At 57.2% G+C, this 15,172-nt stretch carries 16 protein-coding genes; 11 read left to right on the plus strand and 5 right to left on the minus strand.

Annotated features, from left to right (window positions below; translation table 11 throughout):
* The first annotated feature begins 9 nt into the window (after window positions 1-9).
* From CA948_RS01685 to flhF, 6 genes are all read left to right on the plus strand, one after another.
* A complete protein-coding gene (locus CA948_RS01685; protein WP_094196097.1) occupies window positions 10-1,068 on the plus strand; it encodes a protein-glutamate methylesterase/protein-glutamine glutaminase in 1,059 nt (352 codons plus the stop codon).
* Between the two features lie 44 nt (window positions 1,069-1,112).
* Entirely contained in the window at window positions 1,113-1,502 is a 390-nt protein-coding gene (gene cheY, locus CA948_RS01690; RefSeq protein WP_094196098.1) for a chemotaxis response regulator CheY, read from the plus strand.
* A gap of 13 nt (window positions 1,503-1,515) precedes the next feature.
* Window positions 1,516-2,157: a protein phosphatase CheZ gene (gene cheZ / locus CA948_RS01695; protein WP_108727136.1), complete on the plus strand. Its 642-nt coding sequence runs from the start codon at window positions 1,516-1,518 to the stop codon at window positions 2,155-2,157.
* Between the two features lie 215 nt (window positions 2,158-2,372).
* Entirely contained in the window at window positions 2,373-3,533 is a 1,161-nt protein-coding gene (flhB, locus tag CA948_RS01700) for a flagellar biosynthesis protein FlhB (protein ID WP_094196100.1), read from the plus strand.
* Entirely contained in the window at window positions 3,530-5,641 is a 2,112-nt protein-coding gene (gene flhA, locus CA948_RS01705) for a flagellar biosynthesis protein FlhA (protein WP_094196101.1), read from the plus strand. The genes flhB and flhA overlap by 4 nt, the downstream gene beginning before the upstream one ends.
* The gene (gene flhF, locus CA948_RS01710; RefSeq protein ID WP_094196102.1) at window positions 5,638-7,986 is read left to right on the plus strand and encodes a flagellar biosynthesis GTPase FlhF; all 2,349 of its coding nucleotides are present in this window, start codon (window positions 5,638-5,640) and stop codon (window positions 7,984-7,986) included. Before flhA ends, flhF begins: the two co-directional genes overlap by 4 nt.
* Before the next feature lie 41 nt (window positions 7,987-8,027).
* On the opposite strand, the gene CA948_RS01715 is transcribed toward flhF, so the two are convergent.
* From CA948_RS01715 to flgA, 5 genes are all read right to left on the minus strand, one after another.
* Window positions 8,028-9,302 (minus strand): type II toxin-antitoxin system HipA family toxin, encoded by a 1,275-nt coding sequence (locus CA948_RS01715; protein WP_108728675.1) that lies wholly within the window; start codon window positions 9,300-9,302, stop codon window positions 8,028-8,030.
* 20 nt (window positions 9,303-9,322) lie between these two features.
* On the minus strand, window positions 9,323-9,586 hold the full coding sequence (locus tag CA948_RS01720) for a helix-turn-helix domain-containing protein (RefSeq protein WP_052363008.1): 264 nt from the start codon (window positions 9,584-9,586) through the stop codon (window positions 9,323-9,325).
* A gap of 249 nt (window positions 9,587-9,835) precedes the next feature.
* Entirely contained in the window at window positions 9,836-10,285 is a 450-nt protein-coding gene (flgN, locus tag CA948_RS01725) for a flagellar export chaperone FlgN (RefSeq protein ID WP_108727138.1), read from the minus strand.
* Between the two features lie 15 nt (window positions 10,286-10,300).
* Entirely contained in the window at window positions 10,301-10,588 is a 288-nt protein-coding gene (gene flgM / locus CA948_RS01730) for a flagellar biosynthesis anti-sigma factor FlgM (RefSeq protein WP_094196104.1), read from the minus strand.
* 84 nt (window positions 10,589-10,672) lie between these two features.
* Window positions 10,673-11,377: a flagellar basal body P-ring formation chaperone FlgA gene (gene flgA, locus CA948_RS01735; RefSeq protein WP_094196105.1), complete on the minus strand. Its 705-nt coding sequence runs from the start codon at window positions 11,375-11,377 to the stop codon at window positions 10,673-10,675.
* Window positions 11,378-11,551: 174 nt separating this feature from the next.
* On the opposite strand from flgA, the gene flgB reads away from it, so the two are divergent.
* The 5 genes from flgB to flgF are packed head-to-tail and all read left to right on the plus strand — an operon-like array spanning window position 11,552 to window position 15,145.
* Window positions 11,552-11,968: a flagellar basal body rod protein FlgB gene (gene flgB / locus CA948_RS01740; protein ID WP_094196106.1), complete on the plus strand. Its 417-nt coding sequence runs from the start codon at window positions 11,552-11,554 to the stop codon at window positions 11,966-11,968.
* Window positions 11,969-11,980: 12 nt separating this feature from the next.
* A complete protein-coding gene (gene flgC, locus CA948_RS01745; protein WP_094196107.1) occupies window positions 11,981-12,385 on the plus strand; it encodes a flagellar basal body rod protein FlgC in 405 nt (134 codons plus the stop codon).
* A gap of 23 nt (window positions 12,386-12,408) precedes the next feature.
* On the plus strand, window positions 12,409-13,101 hold the full coding sequence (locus CA948_RS01750; RefSeq protein WP_108727139.1) for a flagellar hook capping FlgD N-terminal domain-containing protein: 693 nt from the start codon (window positions 12,409-12,411) through the stop codon (window positions 13,099-13,101).
* Window positions 13,102-13,154: 53 nt separating this feature from the next.
* Entirely contained in the window at window positions 13,155-14,387 is a 1,233-nt protein-coding gene (gene flgE / locus CA948_RS01755; RefSeq protein ID WP_108727140.1) for a flagellar hook protein FlgE, read from the plus strand.
* An 8-nt stretch (window positions 14,388-14,395) separates the two neighbouring features.
* Complete coding sequence (flgF, locus tag CA948_RS01760; RefSeq protein WP_108727141.1) at window positions 14,396-15,145, plus strand: flagellar basal-body rod protein FlgF; 750 nt, start codon at window positions 14,396-14,398, stop codon at window positions 15,143-15,145.
* Window positions 15,146-15,172 lie beyond the last annotated feature (27 nt).

Genomic DNA, 15,172 nt, shown 5'->3' on the forward strand with positions numbered 1-15,172 from the left:
ATGAGTAGCATGAAGAAAATTCGAGTTTTGTGTGTAGATGACTCCGCCTTGGTGCGCAGCCTGATGGTGGAAATTATCAATAGCCATGCGGATATGGAAGTGGTGGCCGTTGCCCCCGATCCGCTGGTGGCGCGAGAGCTGATCAAAGAGCACAATCCGGATGTCTTGACGCTGGATGTCGAGATGCCCCGCATGGACGGTCTGGACTTTCTGGAGCGTCTGATGCGCTTGCGTCCCATGCCCGTGGTGATGGTGTCCTCGCTGACCGAGCGCAATTCGGACGTGACCTTGCGCGCGTTGGAGCTGGGTGCAGTGGACTTTGTGACCAAACCCAAGCTGGGTCTGCGCGATGGTCTGCTCGATTATTCGGACCTGATTGCCGACAAGATCCGTGCCGCCTCCATTGCCCGTCCGCGCCGTGCTGTCCCGGCAGTGCCAGGCTCGGCCCCGGTGCGTCGCTTGACGCATAACTTTTCAACGACTGAAAAACTCATCATGATTGGCGCCTCCACCGGTGGCACCGAGGCGATTCGTCAGGTGCTGGAGCCCTTGCCCGCCAACTGCCCGGCCATCATGATCACTCAACATATGCCAGCCGGTTTCACGCGCTCGTTCGTGAACCGGCTGGATGGTCTGTGCTCCATGCAGGTGCACGAGGCGGAAGATGGCCAGCGCGTGTTGCCCGGTCACGTGTATCTGGCTCCTGGTGGCGTGGCGCACATGAAGCTGGCCCGCTCGGGTGCCAACTATGTGGTCAAACTGGTGGACAGTGAACCCGTCAACCGCCACCGGCCCTCGGTCGATGTGTTGTTTCACTCTGCCGCCGAACTGGCCGGACGCAATGCCGTGGGGGTCATTCTGACTGGTATGGGCAAGGATGGCGCGCAAGGTTTGCTGGCCATGAAACAGGCCGGTGCTATGACGTTTGCCCAGGACGAGGCCACCAGCGTGGTCTTTGGCATGCCGCGTGAAGCCTTGCAAATTGGCGCGACCGACATAGCGTTGCCCTTGGGGCAGATTAGCGAACGAATTCTGGCCAGTGTGGGGGCTTTTGGGCACCGTGTATAAACGGTCCTGAACGCACTGGCATGCTACTCATTTGGAGAATGTAAATGGTACAAAAAAATATAAAAATTCTCGTCGTCGATGACTTTCCCACCATGCGCCGGATTATCAAGAACCTGCTCAAGGATCTGGGGTACGAGAATGTAGACGAAGCAGAAGATGGTCAGATGGGCTTGGAAAAATTGCGTAATGGCAATTTTGAGTTTGTAGTCTCTGACTGGAACATGCCGAATCTGGACGGGCTGGAGATGCTCAAGCAGATTCGTGCCGATGCCAGCCTGTCTTCTTTGCCGGTGCTGATGGTGACGGCCGAGGCCAAAAAAGAGAACATTATTGCCGCCGCTCAGGCGGGCGCCAATGGCTACGTCGTCAAGCCCTTTACCGCCGCAACGCTGGAAGAGAAGCTGAACAAGATCTTCGAGAAAATGGCCGGTTAATACGGAGTACGTCATGGATCCACAGCAAACATCGAATCATCCCGACCCCCAGAGCGTACCGGTTGATCTGGTTTACCGCATCGCCAACCTGACCCGTCTGTTGCGGGAAAGCATGCGCGAATTGGGTCTGGATCAGGCCATTAAAGATGCCGCGCACGCGATTCCGGATGCCCGCGATCGTCTGCACTATGTGGCTCGCATGACTGAGCAGGCCGCCAACCGGGTGCTCAATGCAGCCGAGCAAGTGCGTCCTTTGCAAGAGTCCCTGCAGGCAGACGCCCAGGCGCTGGATGCCGAATGGGACCAATGGTTTGAACAGCCCCTGGACCAGGATCAGGCTCGCGAACTGGTCAAGCGCACTCGTGGCTTTTTGCGCGATGTGCCTGTCAAGGCCCAGCAGACGCAGGACAATCTGCTGGAAATCATCATGGCTCAGGATTTTCAGGATCTGACCGGTCAGGTGATCACGCGCATGCTCGGTGTGGTCGGTACGATTGAAACCGAACTGGTTCAGGTGCTGGTCGATAACGTTCCTACAGAAAAACGTGAAGAAACTCATAGCCTTATCAATGGTCCGGTGGTCTCGCCCGTAGCCTCGGAAGTGGTCACCAGCCAGGATCAAGTGGACGATTTGCTGGCCAATCTGGGCTTTTGATTTCTGGCCCTACCTGATCATTGGGTTTGCTTTCTTAAGGCGCTGCGCATTGCAGCGCCTTTTTGCTTGTGAGGAACAGCCTGCTTTTATTAGGCTTTCTCCGCGCTATCAGAGCCACAGCCCTCTTTTAGAATGACCCCGCAGCATGCCGTGCGAGCGCAAAACGTGTGCTGCGCGCGTGATTCATTCTTTCAACTCCTGCGTCTTGGCAGTCCATGGCAGAAGACAGCGATCTCGAAAAAACAGAACCGGCCTCACCCCGGCGCCTGGAAAAGGCGCGGGAGGAAGGGCAGGTAGCGCGTTCCAGAGAGCTGACTACCTTCCTGATGCTGCTGGCCGGGATAGGCGGAATCTGGATTGGGGCCGGCTATCTGTACGAGACCTTTGGCGGTATTGTGCGGCGCAGCGTCTGGTTTGATCCACGTGTCGCGCACGATCCCAGTGCCATGGTGATGCAGGCGGCCAGTCTGGCTGGTGAGGCGCTAAAGGGGTTGGCGCCCTTGTTTTTGCTGCTGGTGGTGGTCGCGGTGATGGCCTCGATGGCACTGGGAGGCATGAGTTTTAGCGGCAAGGCCCTGCAGCCCAAGTTCGAGCGCATGAATCCGGCCAAGGGCATCAAGCGCATGTTTTCCATGCAGACTGTCGTGGAGCTGATCAAAACCCTGGCCAAAGCTGGTCTGGTGGGTTCGGTGGCAATGTATGTCATCTGGACCGAGCGCGAACAGATGACGGCCTTGATGTATGTGCATCCCACGGCGGCCATTGCCACGGGGATGGAGCTGATCATCAAGTGTTGTGCCCTGATCGCTGCCAGTTTGCTGGTGATTGTATTGATTGATGCGCCCTGGCAGTTGTGGAGCTTTTACAAGAAGCTGCGCATGTCGCATCAGGATGTGAAAGAAGAGCATAAGGAAAGCGAAGGTGACCCGCACGTCAAAGGTCGCATTCGGCAGCAGCAACGGTCCATGGCCCGTTCGCGCATGATGTCTCAGGTACCGGGCGCTGATGTGGTGGTGACCAACCCCACGCATTACGCGGTGGCCTTGAAGTATCAGGACGGCAAGGGCGGTGCTCCCCGTGTGGTGGCCAAAGGCACGGGCTTGATTGCCGCCAAGATCCGAGGACTGGCGGCGGAGCATAACGTGGCCACGTTGCAGGCGCCTGCGCTGGCGCGGGCCCTGTACTTTAACGTTGAACTGGAGCGCGAGATTCCCGTGGATTTGTACTCGGCGGTGGCCGAAGTGCTGGCCTGGGTTTATCAGCTTCGTAACTGGAACAAGGGGCAGGGCGAGCGCCCGATCATGCCCACCCGATTGAACGTGCCGACAGGCATGGATGAAGGCCCACTGCGTTCGCGCAAACATGAAAAGCAATGAACAATTTTTTTGCCTTACTCAAACAAAATGGTGGCCAACACGCCCGGCTTTTAGCGGGTCCGGTGCTGATCCTCATGGTGATGGCCATGATGATTTTGCCCTTGCCCCCGTTTTTCCTGGACCTGTTGTTTACCTTTAACATCGCTCTGGCCGTCATGATCTTGCTGGTGGCCATGTTCACCAAAAAGCCATTGGACTTTGCCGCTTTCCCGGCCGTGCTGTTGTTTGCCACCTTGCTGCGCCTGGCCTTGAATGTGGCCTCCACGCGTGTGGTGCTGATGAACGGTCACAAGGGCCCGGATGCGGCTGGCCAGGTCATTGAGGCCTTTGGCCACTTTCTGGTCGGTGGCAGTTTTGCTGTTGGCCTGATCGTGTTCGTGATTTTGGTCATCATCAACTTTGTGGTGATTACCAAGGGCGCCGGGCGTATTGCGGAGGTGGGCGCACGCTTTACCCTGGATGCCTTGCCAGGCAAGCAGATGGCCATTGATGCGGACCTGAATGCCGGTTTGATCGGCGAGGACGATGCACGGCGCCGCCGCGCTGAGGTGTCGCAAGAGGCCGAGTTCTACGGTTCCATGGATGGTGCCAGTAAGTTCGTGCGCGGTGACGCCGTAGCGGGCCTGCTGATTATGGTCATCAACGTGATTGGTGGTCTGGTTATTGGTGTCGTGCAGCATGGTTTGAGCTTTTCGGAGGCCGGCCGCGTCTACACCTTGTTGACCATTGGTGATGGTCTGGTTGCCCAGATTCCTGCTTTGATCATCTCGACGGCTGCCGGTGTGGTGGTCTCGCGCGTGGCGACGGACGAAGACGTGGGCCAGCAGATGGTCAACCAGCTTTTCCGCAACCCTGTGGTGCTATATATCACGGCCGCAATTTTAGGCTTGATGGGTTTGATTCCCGGCATGCCCAATCTGGTGTTCTTGCTGCTGGCTGCGATTTTGGGAGCGGGCGCCTGGCTGATGCAAAAGCATCAGAACGAACAGGTGCAGCAAGCCACTGAACCCAACGACGAAGTCTTGGCAGCGGCTGACTCTGCTGCCAGCGAAGCTAGCTGGAATGATGTGTCCATGGTGGACCCCTTGGGCCTGGAAGTGGGCTATCGCCTGATCTCTTTGGTAGACCATGCGCAAAATGGCGAGCTGCTGCATCGTATCCGCAGCTTGCGTAAAAAGTTTGCGCAGGAAGTGGGCTTTTTACCGCCTGTGGTTCACATTCGGGACAATCTGGAACTCAAGCCTAACGACTATCGCATTTTGCTGGCTGGGGTGGAAATTGGCCGTGGTACCGCAACGCCAGGCCAGTGGCTGGCCATTGATCCCGGTGGCGTCACCATGAAGCTGCCCGGTACACCGACTACGGATCCGGCTTTCGGTTTGCCGGCAGTATGGGTGGATGTCAGTATGCGTGAGCAAGCTCAGATCGCGGGCTATACCGTGGTCGATGCCAGCACGGTCATTGCCACGCACATCAACCATTTGCTGCATCGCCACGGGGCCGATTTGCTGGGTCGTCAGGAAGTGCAGCAACTGCTCGATCATGTGGGCCGCGAAGCGCCCAAGCTGGTCGAGGATTTTGTGCCGCAAACCCTGTCTCTTAGCCTGTTGCTCAAGGTCTTGCGCGGCCTGCTGGCTGAGGACGTCCCTATTCGTGATATGCGCAGCATTGTGGAAACCTTGGCCGAGCATGCGCCGCGTATTCTGGCTCCTGGCGCGGTTCAGCCTGGCCAGGAGGCCGGTGAGCTGCTGGCTGTCTTGCGCGTGGCGCTGGGCCGCGCCATTGTGCAGCAGTGGTTCCCTGGCGAAGGCGAGTTGCGTGTGATCGGTCTGGATGCTCGTCTGGAGCGGGTCATGACGCAGGCGCTGACCAGCAGCGGTGCGCTCGAACCCGGACTGGCCGAGTCGGTATTGACCGATGCCATGCGGGCGACACAGTTCCAGGAAGAGCATGGTGATCCGCCTGTGCTGGTTGTGCCCCCCATTTTGCGGGCCACCTTGTCCCGTTTCCTGCGACACCACATTCCCCAGCTGGGTGTCTTGTCTAACGCTGAAATTCCTGAAGAACGCATCCTTCGGGTCACCACCATTATTGGTCAGTCTGAATGAATATAAGTCGCTTTTTTGGTAGTACCAGCCGTGAAGCCATGCGTCAGGTACGCATTGCCTTGGGCCCCGATGCCCTGATTGTGTCCAACCGTCGTGTCAATGGCGGGGTGGAGATTCTGGCGACGGATTCCAGCTCCGTGCCCGGCGCCGCCACCGAGCGTGCGCCCATGCCAGGCAGCGTGCCTCATCAGGCCGCCGGCATTCGTCAGCAGGAAGTGGCTCCGCCCCCAGCGGCTGACAATGTCATGGGCGCGATTGGGGCATTGCGTGGCGCATTGGAAGGACGCATGGATGATTTGGTCTGGAGCCACCAGATGCGTCGCACGCCTGTGGCGGTGAATCTGTTTCAGAGTCTGTTGTCGCAAGGTTTCAGTACCGCCTTGTTGCGTGCCATGCTCAAGCGTTTGCCCGAGGAGCTGGGCGCGCGTGCGGCCTTGCAATGGGTACGTACAGAGTTGGAAACCCATTTGCCGGTGCTGCGTTCTGAGGACTCCTTGTGGCAGCCTGGCTTGGCCTTGGCCTTGGTGGGGCCCACGGGAGTGGGCAAGACCACCACGCTGGCCAAATTGGCGGCTCGAGCCGTGCGTCGTTTCGGTCCCGATAAAGTGGTTTTGCTAACTACCGATACGTATCGGATCGGTGCGCATGAGCAATTGAAAATTTATGGCGATTTGATGCGGGTCGCCGTGCATATTGTCCAGGATGTGGCGCAACTGCGTAGTGTGATGCTCGGCGTGCGACCCGATCAGGTGATCCTGATCGACAATATGGGCATCAGCCAGCGTGACCGCTATGTGCGCGAGCAGGCCGCTTTGCTGGCCGGTGCCGGACGCCGGGTGCAGCGTTTGCTGGTGCTCAATGCGGCCAGCCAAGGCGATACCCTGGATGAGGTGGCACGTAGCTATACGCACGATGGTGGCACTGCACTCAGTGGCTGCATCATCTCCAAGGTGGACGAGGCCATCAAGCTGGGCGGCCCTCTGGATACTGCCATCCGCTTCAAATTGCCCATTCATTACGTGTCCAATGGTCAGAAAGTGCCCGAGGATCTACGCTTTATGAGCGCTGCCGAACTGGTCGACTCGGCCTTGCAGGTACGCGAGGGTCAGCGCCCCCTGTACGCGCCCAGTTCTGGCGATCTGGCGGCCTTGCTGGAAAGCGGCGGGCACTCCGCACAGGAACTGCAAGCCGAACAAGAGCGCCGGGCGCGGGTTTTGCCGCGCCTGTTGTCGGCAGCCTCTGCCGGTGGCCCTATTTCCCTGGAGCAGGCCCGTCGCGCTGCGGCGGATCTGGACGAACGCTTGGCCTGCGCCGAAGCCTATGATTTTTGGCGTGATTTGCATGCGCCCAATGCCTCCGTTCAGGATGGGGCGGCGGCGCAACGGGCGCAAGGCTTGATGCGTGCCGCGTGTCAGGAAGTCAGCGAAGGCAATATGTCCCGTCTGCTTGTGATCCACGCAGACCATCAACCGGCGGGTGCTCAGGAACAATGCTCTTTTAGCTTTCTGTTCAGCCCCAAAGGGCAGGCCCTCAGTATTCCGTACTATCAGCGACAAACTCCGTCGCAGTGGTCGGATGTGCGTGGTGTGCGCAGTATGGAGCGGCCCAGCCCCACTCAGGCACTGAATCAGGCCATGCAGGTTCTGAACGCTCAGGCCCAGCCTGTGAATTTGCTGCATATTTTCGAAGGTGGTTCGCCCACGATGTGGCGTCAATGGGCCGATATGCAAGCCGATTGGCTGGCTCTGATTCCAGGCGCGACTTCCTTGTGGCACAAAGACGGCAAGACCACGCCTAATGCCTTGAGCAAACAGTTGGCTTTTCACGCCATTCCTGATTTGGCAGCGCGCCTGCATCTGGAAACGCTGGGACGTGCCAAGCTGGGTGAAATTGCCTTGTGGTATGCCGTGGAGCCGGTGCAATTGCGGCACCGCAATGCCGAGCCTGTTCATCTGGATTTGATCGTCTTGCGTACCGTCGCTCGTCACGATGGCAAAGTGTTGAAAACCCGCTTTGCCTTGATGCATCATTGCGTCGGTTCTGAGGTCATTGCCCCGGCTAGTCTGGCCTGCTACATGATGCTGCGTAGCGAGGTACAGGAAATGGCACGTTTGTTTAATGCGGTGCGTGGCTTGTTGCCTGCCAGCAATTCCGAGTTTGAAGAAGAGCTCCATTTGCTGGCTGCTGCTCAATTAACGCTGGCTTCCTGGGATTTGTTGCAGGCGCCGGATAATCGGGGAGTGCGGCAACTCAGTGCGCGTTTGCTGGGCAAGCCGAACCTGAAGTCCGGGCAGTCAGTCGATGCGCTGGTAAAGATGCTGGTGCTGAAAGAAGCGATGAGCTAAATCCAGCGAGATTGAAAAAGCCTGCCACACGGCAGGCTTTTTTATTTCAAGCGCTGCAAATTGCTGCTTAGTCCCTGGAAGAGGGCGTCTTTGATGTGTTCAGGGAAATGCGCTGGCAATCGTGCCGCGACATTTTGAATGGCTGGCTCCACAAGCTGGTGAAGGTCTTCGATCAAGGATTCAGTGGCTTGCTGTCCTATATAGGTTTTTCCTACGGCAAGCCAATGCCGGAGAAGCATTTCCTGCATCTTGTAGCGAGTGTTGCTGGTGCGTAGTGCCATCGCCATTTTGACGCGCTGAATAGGGCATTGATTTTGTTTTGTGCCTACCCAAGGCCAGGCCGAGAGCACATCGTAAAGTGGTGCCAGACGGAAGTAGCCGCCAGGTTCTATGGCCAGGCTGAAGTTCTTGGCATGGCCATCTGGGGCGGCCAGCAAGTAGAACACCAACAAGGTTTTGAAGAAAGCCTGTCGGTCAGCCAGAGCATTGGACGAGCCGGATAAGACCTGCATGATGGCATGGATGCCAGGGCCACCGTCGGACTCGTATTTGGCATGGGAAGGCAAACCACTTGCCTGTAACAGGTCTTCATGGGGCAGGCGTATCAAGTGACCATGACGGCTCCAGGCACGGTCAAAGCGCTCCACGATGAGAACCTTTTGATCTTCAAACTGGCCAATTTGGGTTTGGGCGACATTCAAGCCCAGTTCTTTGAGCAGCTCCATGCAGAGCCATTCGTTTTCCACCGAGTGGCTCAGATCAAAGCGGACATTGCCCGCCAATCCTAAGGGTAGTTTGAAGATGTGTGAGCTGGGTGTCGATCCCTGCGGAATGTGCCATTGCCCGTGATGCCATAACAGCGCCGTTTTTTCCTGGGCACCTGCCAGTGAAAAACGAAAGTCTTCGGGGGCCAGATCCTGGCGGGCGGTAATTGTGCCGCGTAAATGCTCGGCAACGTCGCTTTCAGTGAGAGGGCGGGCCGTGAGGGTGTGAATATCCGGCGCTGGAGAGTTCTCAGGCAGAAGTTGCACGGCACCAGCAGCATCCCGACCTATTGCTTCGAGCAAGGCAAACGTTTCCAGCGAACGGGTCTTGAAGCGGGAGGCAATGCGTTGGCGAATCCCGGGATTGTCGGGCAGTAGATTGTCAAAGTAGTTGTCTACGACCTCGCCACGAAGTGCTTCATTGTTGAATGTAAAGGGTAGGGATAGAGACAGCGGCCGGCCTTGAGGATGGGCGATCCAGTCTGGTGCGTAGCGAAGTTGTGATGGGCCGCGGGTAGGCTTATGCCACTTTCCAACGAAGAGACTATTCATCCACAGGTCCAGAACAGGCATCACCACTCCATAGATTCAGGTTTGTCAGGTTCGTGAGCGTCAATAATGGAGATCTTGGCTTCCAGGACGGCCAGAACCGAAAACAGGTTTTTAAGCGATAAGCCCGACGCGTCATTTTCCATGCGCGAAATGGCTTGCTGCGTCGTGTTCAGCTTGTCTGCCAGCTCTATCTGACTCCAGCCTTTACGCTTGCGCAGCGAGCGGATGAGCTTGGGCATTTGCTCCGGGCTGTGCAGTGCAATGGCGTCTAGTCTTGTTGGCATCGCCTGGCTCCTTTGAATTTGAAATACAATAAATTTGATGTATTTTAAACATACATCGTTTTTGATGTATTCAAAGAATACATCATATTTAATGTAATGGAGTTCAGGCATTCGGACATTCAGGCGTTCAGCCCTTGTACCTTAGCGTGGCTTGCAGCGTTCTCCGTATTCAGGCAGGACAAAAAAAGCGCCAACTATTTAGTTGGCGCTTTCAGTCTCTGGCATGACCCTGCTTGAGTCTGCTGGGGATTAAGCCTTCAAGCTCAAGGAAGACTGCGTGTTCTGTGTTTTCCCGGATGCGTCGTAAAACGTGTTGCGGCCTGTAAAGGCTTCCAGCGCGTCCAGGTTCTGTTGGGTATCGATCAAAAAGGTGTCAACCAGAATGCGGTTATTGTCGCTGGCGTTGCGCACTTTCTCGCTGAGCTCGATCAGTTGTTCCAGCTCGTCTTCCAGTTCGTCTTCTTCCGCGGCGTAGCGCAGACCTTGAAGGTTGTTCTCCAGTTCGCGCTCTTGCAGGAGTTGAGCACGGCTCTGGTCCAGTTGTTCGATGCGTTCAAGTAACTGGTACTTGCGCAGGGTAATCTGGGCCAGCTCTTCGGGCACGAAGCTGCGCAGCAGCAGGGTGTGTTCTTCTACCAATAGCTGCTCAAAATCCAACAGGCTCTGGTGTTGATCGGCAAGACAGGTTTGCAAAGACATGGCCGTTTCGGGAGGTTACTTGAGAAGATCGCGCACGGAGGCAATCAGGGAGTCGGCAATCCGACTGGTATCAATCTTGAGCTCGCCTGCTGCAATGGCCTCGCGCAAGGCCTGGACTTTTTGCATGTCTACATCGGCGCTGCTGTCTTGCAGCGAATTGAGCTGGCGGGCGGCGGCGCTGAAGTCCACTTCGTTGGTGCTGCCGCTGTTGTACGCTTGGTGCGCACGATTCGAACCCGTACTGCGTTCTGCGGTAGTGGTTTCAGCAAGCGGTGTCTTGAGGGAGGAGGGGCTGATCTTCACGTGTTTCTCCGTGCGGCCTGTTCTTTGCGTTGATCTTGTAACGGCGCTCTGGAGGCAAACTTTAGCATGCTCATCGGATTTAGTTTAGAGAACGACCTGAACCGTGGACGCATCCAGTACCGTGGCTGAAATCACTTGCCCTGAACTGGCCTTGATCTGAATCTGGGTGCCCGGTGCGCCACTTTGCAAGGCCTGGCCCTCGCCGGTGGCGACAAAGCCCGCGCCACGTGCAACGGTTCGCACTGTCTGGCCGCGCATAATCGACTGTGGATCGCGCAGCGCCGAGGCGCGTATCGCACTGCCTAAAGGAATACGCTGGCTGGCGACATAACCGATGATCTGCTCGGGGTTGATGACCACGCCGTTGGCCAGGGCCAGCAAATCTCCTTCGCGTTCAAGCAGGTCGTCCTGATGGATCGTCTCGCCCGGATTGATGCGGCGGTTGGGGACGTAATAGTGTCCTTGAATAGAAAGGGTGGCACCAATAGAGGTGCTCCAGCTTTGTGGGCTCAGGCAGCGCACACCGATGCTCATACGCGATCGCAGGCGCTGGCCGCTGGGCAGAAAAAACTGGTTCTGAGTGCAGGCGGGCATGGCGTGCAGGCGCGATGCATCCAGTGTGATGGTGGCGATGCCAGGATACATCTGCGCTTGCTGGAGCAGGTAGTCCTGCGCCTGATCCTGCATAGCTTGCACACTGAGAGCCTGAACGTCCTCTTGAGCGCGCACGCTTGCTGTCGCACCCAAGGTAAACAGACACAGGCAGGTCAGGAGTCTATATAAGGTCATGACTGAATTTTACGGACTCGGCAGCCAGGTCAAGAGCTGAATTGGCCGATAAATTGCGTTTTGTTCCCGGGTTTGTGAAGCAGTACCTCTGGCTACCATGCTGTTATGACGGTGAAAAGGCGTGCGCGCGTTCACTGGATCTCAAACTTGAACACAGAATATTGGCTTGACTCCATGATTGATCGCATCGGTGAGCACCTGAAGTTTTACCAAACGGCACTGGCTTTGCGCCAGGAGCGCCAGGAGGTGTTGGCCTCCAATATTGCCAATGCCGACACGCCCAACTACAAGGCCAGAGATATGGACTTTACGGCCGCCATGAAGGCGGCTTTAGGGGGGCAAGGGCAGATGGCCTTGCCCAATACCAGCTTGGCCCTGACGTCCGCCCGCCATATCCCCGCCCAGGCAAGCCGTCCGCCCAGTACGGACGAGTTGCTCTATCGCGTTCCTGTACAACCTTCTTTAGACGGCAATACGGTCGAGATGGACGTGGAGCGCATGCAATTTGCCGATAACACCTTGCACTATCAAAGCACGATCAACCTGGCGTCCCAGCGATTGAAAGGCTTGATGGCGGCCTTGCAACAGTAATAGCGAGTCTTCATGTCCAGTTTCAGTATTTTCCAGATAGCCGGCTCCGCGCTGACGGCTCAGTCCCAACGCATGAACGTGTCGGCCAGCAATCTGGCGAACGCCGACAGTGTGGTTGGGCCCGATGGCCAGCCTTACAAAGCTCGCCAGGTGGTGTTTCAAATGACACCCCAGGGCAATAGTCCCGTGGGTGGTGTGCAGGTGGTGGGCGTGCAAGAGAGTACCGCACCTGGCCGTCTGCAATATGACCCTGGCAACCCGTACGCGGACGAGCAAGGTTACGTGACCCTGCCCAACGTGGATGTGGTGGCCGAGACCGTCAATATGCTGGCCGCCTCGCGCTCCTATCAGGCCAATGTGGAAGTGGTGAACACGTCCAAGAATCTGATGTTGCGTACCTTGACCATTGGTCAGTAAGCCGGTTTACGGAAAAAGAGAGCATGAGCACAGTCAATAACGATCGTACCTCCCTGGACCCCACCGCAGGAGCGATGGCCGGGGTGGATGCCCGTAACAAAAGCGCCATGGCCGAGACGGAAGACCGTTTTCTGACCATGCTGATTACGCAGTTGCGTAATCAGGACCCACTCAACCCTATGGATAACGCCCAGGTCACGACTCAGATGGCGCAGATGTCCACGGTGGCGGGGATTCAGCAACTGAACAACACCCTGCTGGCGGTGGCCGGACAAATGGACGTCAGCCAGTCCATGCAGGCCGCTAATCTGATCGGCAAGCAAGTGCTGGTGCCGGGCGCGAAAGTGTCTCTGGGTACCAGCCAGAACGGCGAGAAAGTGGCTATGCCCTACGGAATTGATCTGGTCAGCGGGACGACTTCGACCGTGGTGCAGATCAAGGACAGCAGCGGCAAAGTGGTGCGTGAATACGATCTGGGCCCTAAAGAGGCGGGTGTGTACTCCATGGAGTGGGACGGCCTGGATAACGATGGTTTACCGCTGGCCGACGCCTCGTACACCGTCAGTGTCTTGGCCAGCAATGACGGCACGGCCGTCACCGCCAGTCCATTGACGCATGGCAAGGTCGATAGCGTGGCTTATACCTCCAGCGGTTTGATGCTGGATCTTGGCCTGACCGGTTCGTTCTCCCTGCTGGATATACGCAAAATCATGTAAGTGCCACCAGCCCTTGAGCGGGCTGGGCCAACACGACATTAAAAGGAAAGTTCATGAGCTTCGGACAAGGATTGAGTGGCTTGAACGCCGCCTCCCAAAACCTGGATTCTATCGGTAATAACATTGCCAACTCGGGTACCGTGGGCTACAAGGCCTCGACGGTTCAGTTTGCGGATGTGTATGCCAACTCCCGTATCGGTCTGGGTGTGCAGGTATCGCGTGTCAGCCAACGTTTTTCGGTCGGCAACATCAGTAACTCGGGCAATATGTTCGATATGGCCATTGACGGGGCAAATGGCTTGTTCCGTCTGGAGCAAAGCAACGGCGCGGTACTGTTCTCGCGCAATGGCCAGTTCTATCCAGATAAGGCCGGCTACCTGGTCAATGCCCAAGGTCATTACCTGACCGGTTACGGCGCAGGCAGCACGCAGTTGCAACGCCTGCAAGTGCCGTCGGCCAACGTACCTCCCAAGGCCACGACGGCTCTGGATTTCAAGCCCAACTTGCCTGCGGATGCTGCGGCGATTCCTACAGAAGATGCCAGTGGTAATCCCATTAACGCATTCGATCCCACAGACGACACGACGTACAGCAACTCATTTAGCTATTCCGTCTACGATTCGCTGGGTAACAGCCACGAAATTTCCCAATACTTTGTCAAGCGCCCCGCCAATGCGGCCGGTGAGAGTGTGTGGGACGTGTACTACATGAAAGGCAGCACACCGTTGTCGCCTGCCAGCGCGACCCTGACCTTTAACGGTTCAGGCGTGATGACCAGCCCCAATCCGGCTACCGTCAACGTCACCCTGGCCAATCCCGGTGGCAATGCCTCGCCCGCGGATGATCTGGTGTTTGATATGCGTTACACCGGCACCACCCAGTTCGGTGGCGAGTTTGCCAAGGGCAAGCCTTACCAGGACGGCTATGCCACGGGTGAGTACGCTGGCATGAACATCGACAAGGACGGCACCATGGTCGCGTCCTATACCAACGGTGTCACGCAGCGTCTGGGCTCGCTGGTGTTGGCTGACTTCAGCAACCTGCAAGGCCTGAGCCCAGTGGGCGGTAATGCCTGGGCCGAGACCGGCGCATCGGGTCAGCCTATCTTGGGTCGTCCTGGCGAGAACGGTCTGGCGTCGATCAAAGGTCAGGCGGTGGAAGATTCCAACGTGGATATGGGACAGGAACTGGTCAATATGATTATTGCCCAGCGTACTTACCAGGCCAATGCCCAGACCATCAAGACACAGGATCAGGTTCTGCAAACCCTGGTCAACCTGCGTTAAGTCTTGTCATGGATCGCCTGATTTATACCGCCATGAATGGCGCCCAGCGCACGCTGGAACAACAAGACGTCATTACCAACAATCTGGCCAACGTGAACACGTCCGGTTTCCGCCAGCAACTGGCGTACTACCGTTCTGTTCCCGTTACCAGCGACGTGGGTTCGCAAACCCGCGTCGGCACGGCCACGGTGACGCCGGGCAGCCGCTTTCAGCCTGGTGCCATGGCCGAGACCGGCAATGCGCTGGATGTGGCCATTGCGGGCGAGGGCTGGTTTGCCGTTCGTGCGCTGGATGGCCAGGAAGCCTACACGCGGGCGGGCGATCTGGTGGTCAACGCCCAGAACCAGTTGGTGACACAAGGTGGCTTGCCCGTGCTAAGCGCCGATGGGCAGGCCATTGAAATTCCGGATCGCGGTTCGATTACCTTCTCCAGCGACGGTCAATTGACCGCCTTGGGTGCCGGTGACAACCCGCGCGATATCCAGGTGATGGGCCAGTTAAAGATGGTCAATCCCCCGTCAGCCGATTTGCTGCGTGGCCAGGATGGCTTGTTTCGCATGAACAATGGCGCGCCGGCCCCGGCTGATCCGTCGGTGCGCATGGTGTCGGGCTTCATCGAAAAAAGCAATGTGAACCCGGCGGAGGCGATGGTCGCGATGATTGCCAATGCGCGTCGTTTTGAGACCCAGATGAAGGTCATCCAGGACGCCAGCGCCCGCGAAGATCGGGCCAATTCTCTACTTTCATTTAATGGCTAAGCCGCGCCGATAGCGCAGGCATTGGCT

The sequence above is a fragment of the Alcaligenes aquatilis genome, assembly GCF_003076515.1.
Lineage (GTDB): Bacteria > Pseudomonadota > Gammaproteobacteria > Burkholderiales > Burkholderiaceae_B > Alcaligenes > Alcaligenes aquatilis.

What these genes read in the sequence shown, in the direction of transcription:
- CA948_RS01715 (WP_108728675.1), bottom strand. Translation starts at nt 9,302, where the DNA reads ATGAATAGTCTCTTCGTTGGAAAGTGGCATAAGCCTACCCGCGGCCCA.
- flhF (WP_094196102.1), top strand. Translation starts at nt 5,638, where the DNA reads ATGAATATAAGTCGCTTTTTTGGTAGTACCAGCCGTGAAGCCATGCGT.
- flgC (WP_094196107.1), top strand. Translation starts at nt 11,981, where the DNA reads ATGTCCAGTTTCAGTATTTTCCAGATAGCCGGCTCCGCGCTGACGGCT.
- flhB (WP_094196100.1), top strand. Translation starts at nt 2,373, where the DNA reads ATGGCAGAAGACAGCGATCTCGAAAAAACAGAACCGGCCTCACCCCGG.
- flgA (WP_094196105.1), bottom strand. Translation starts at nt 11,377, where the DNA reads ATGACCTTATATAGACTCCTGACCTGCCTGTGTCTGTTTACCTTGGGT.
- flgF (WP_108727141.1), top strand. Translation starts at nt 14,396, where the DNA reads ATGGATCGCCTGATTTATACCGCCATGAATGGCGCCCAGCGCACGCTG.
- CA948_RS01685 (WP_094196097.1), top strand. Translation starts at nt 10, where the DNA reads ATGAAGAAAATTCGAGTTTTGTGTGTAGATGACTCCGCCTTGGTGCGC.
- flhA (WP_094196101.1), top strand. Translation starts at nt 3,530, where the DNA reads ATGAACAATTTTTTTGCCTTACTCAAACAAAATGGTGGCCAACACGCC.
- cheZ (WP_108727136.1), top strand. Translation starts at nt 1,516, where the DNA reads ATGGATCCACAGCAAACATCGAATCATCCCGACCCCCAGAGCGTACCG.
- CA948_RS01750 (WP_108727139.1), top strand. Translation starts at nt 12,409, where the DNA reads ATGAGCACAGTCAATAACGATCGTACCTCCCTGGACCCCACCGCAGGA.
- flgB (WP_094196106.1), top strand. Translation starts at nt 11,552, where the DNA reads ATGATTGATCGCATCGGTGAGCACCTGAAGTTTTACCAAACGGCACTG.
- flgN (WP_108727138.1), bottom strand. Translation starts at nt 10,285, where the DNA reads ATGTCTTTGCAAACCTGTCTTGCCGATCAACACCAGAGCCTGTTGGAT.
- CA948_RS01720 (WP_052363008.1), bottom strand. Translation starts at nt 9,586, where the DNA reads ATGCCAACAAGACTAGACGCCATTGCACTGCACAGCCCGGAGCAAATG.
- flgE (WP_108727140.1), top strand. Translation starts at nt 13,155, where the DNA reads ATGAGCTTCGGACAAGGATTGAGTGGCTTGAACGCCGCCTCCCAAAAC.
- cheY (WP_094196098.1), top strand. Translation starts at nt 1,113, where the DNA reads ATGGTACAAAAAAATATAAAAATTCTCGTCGTCGATGACTTTCCCACC.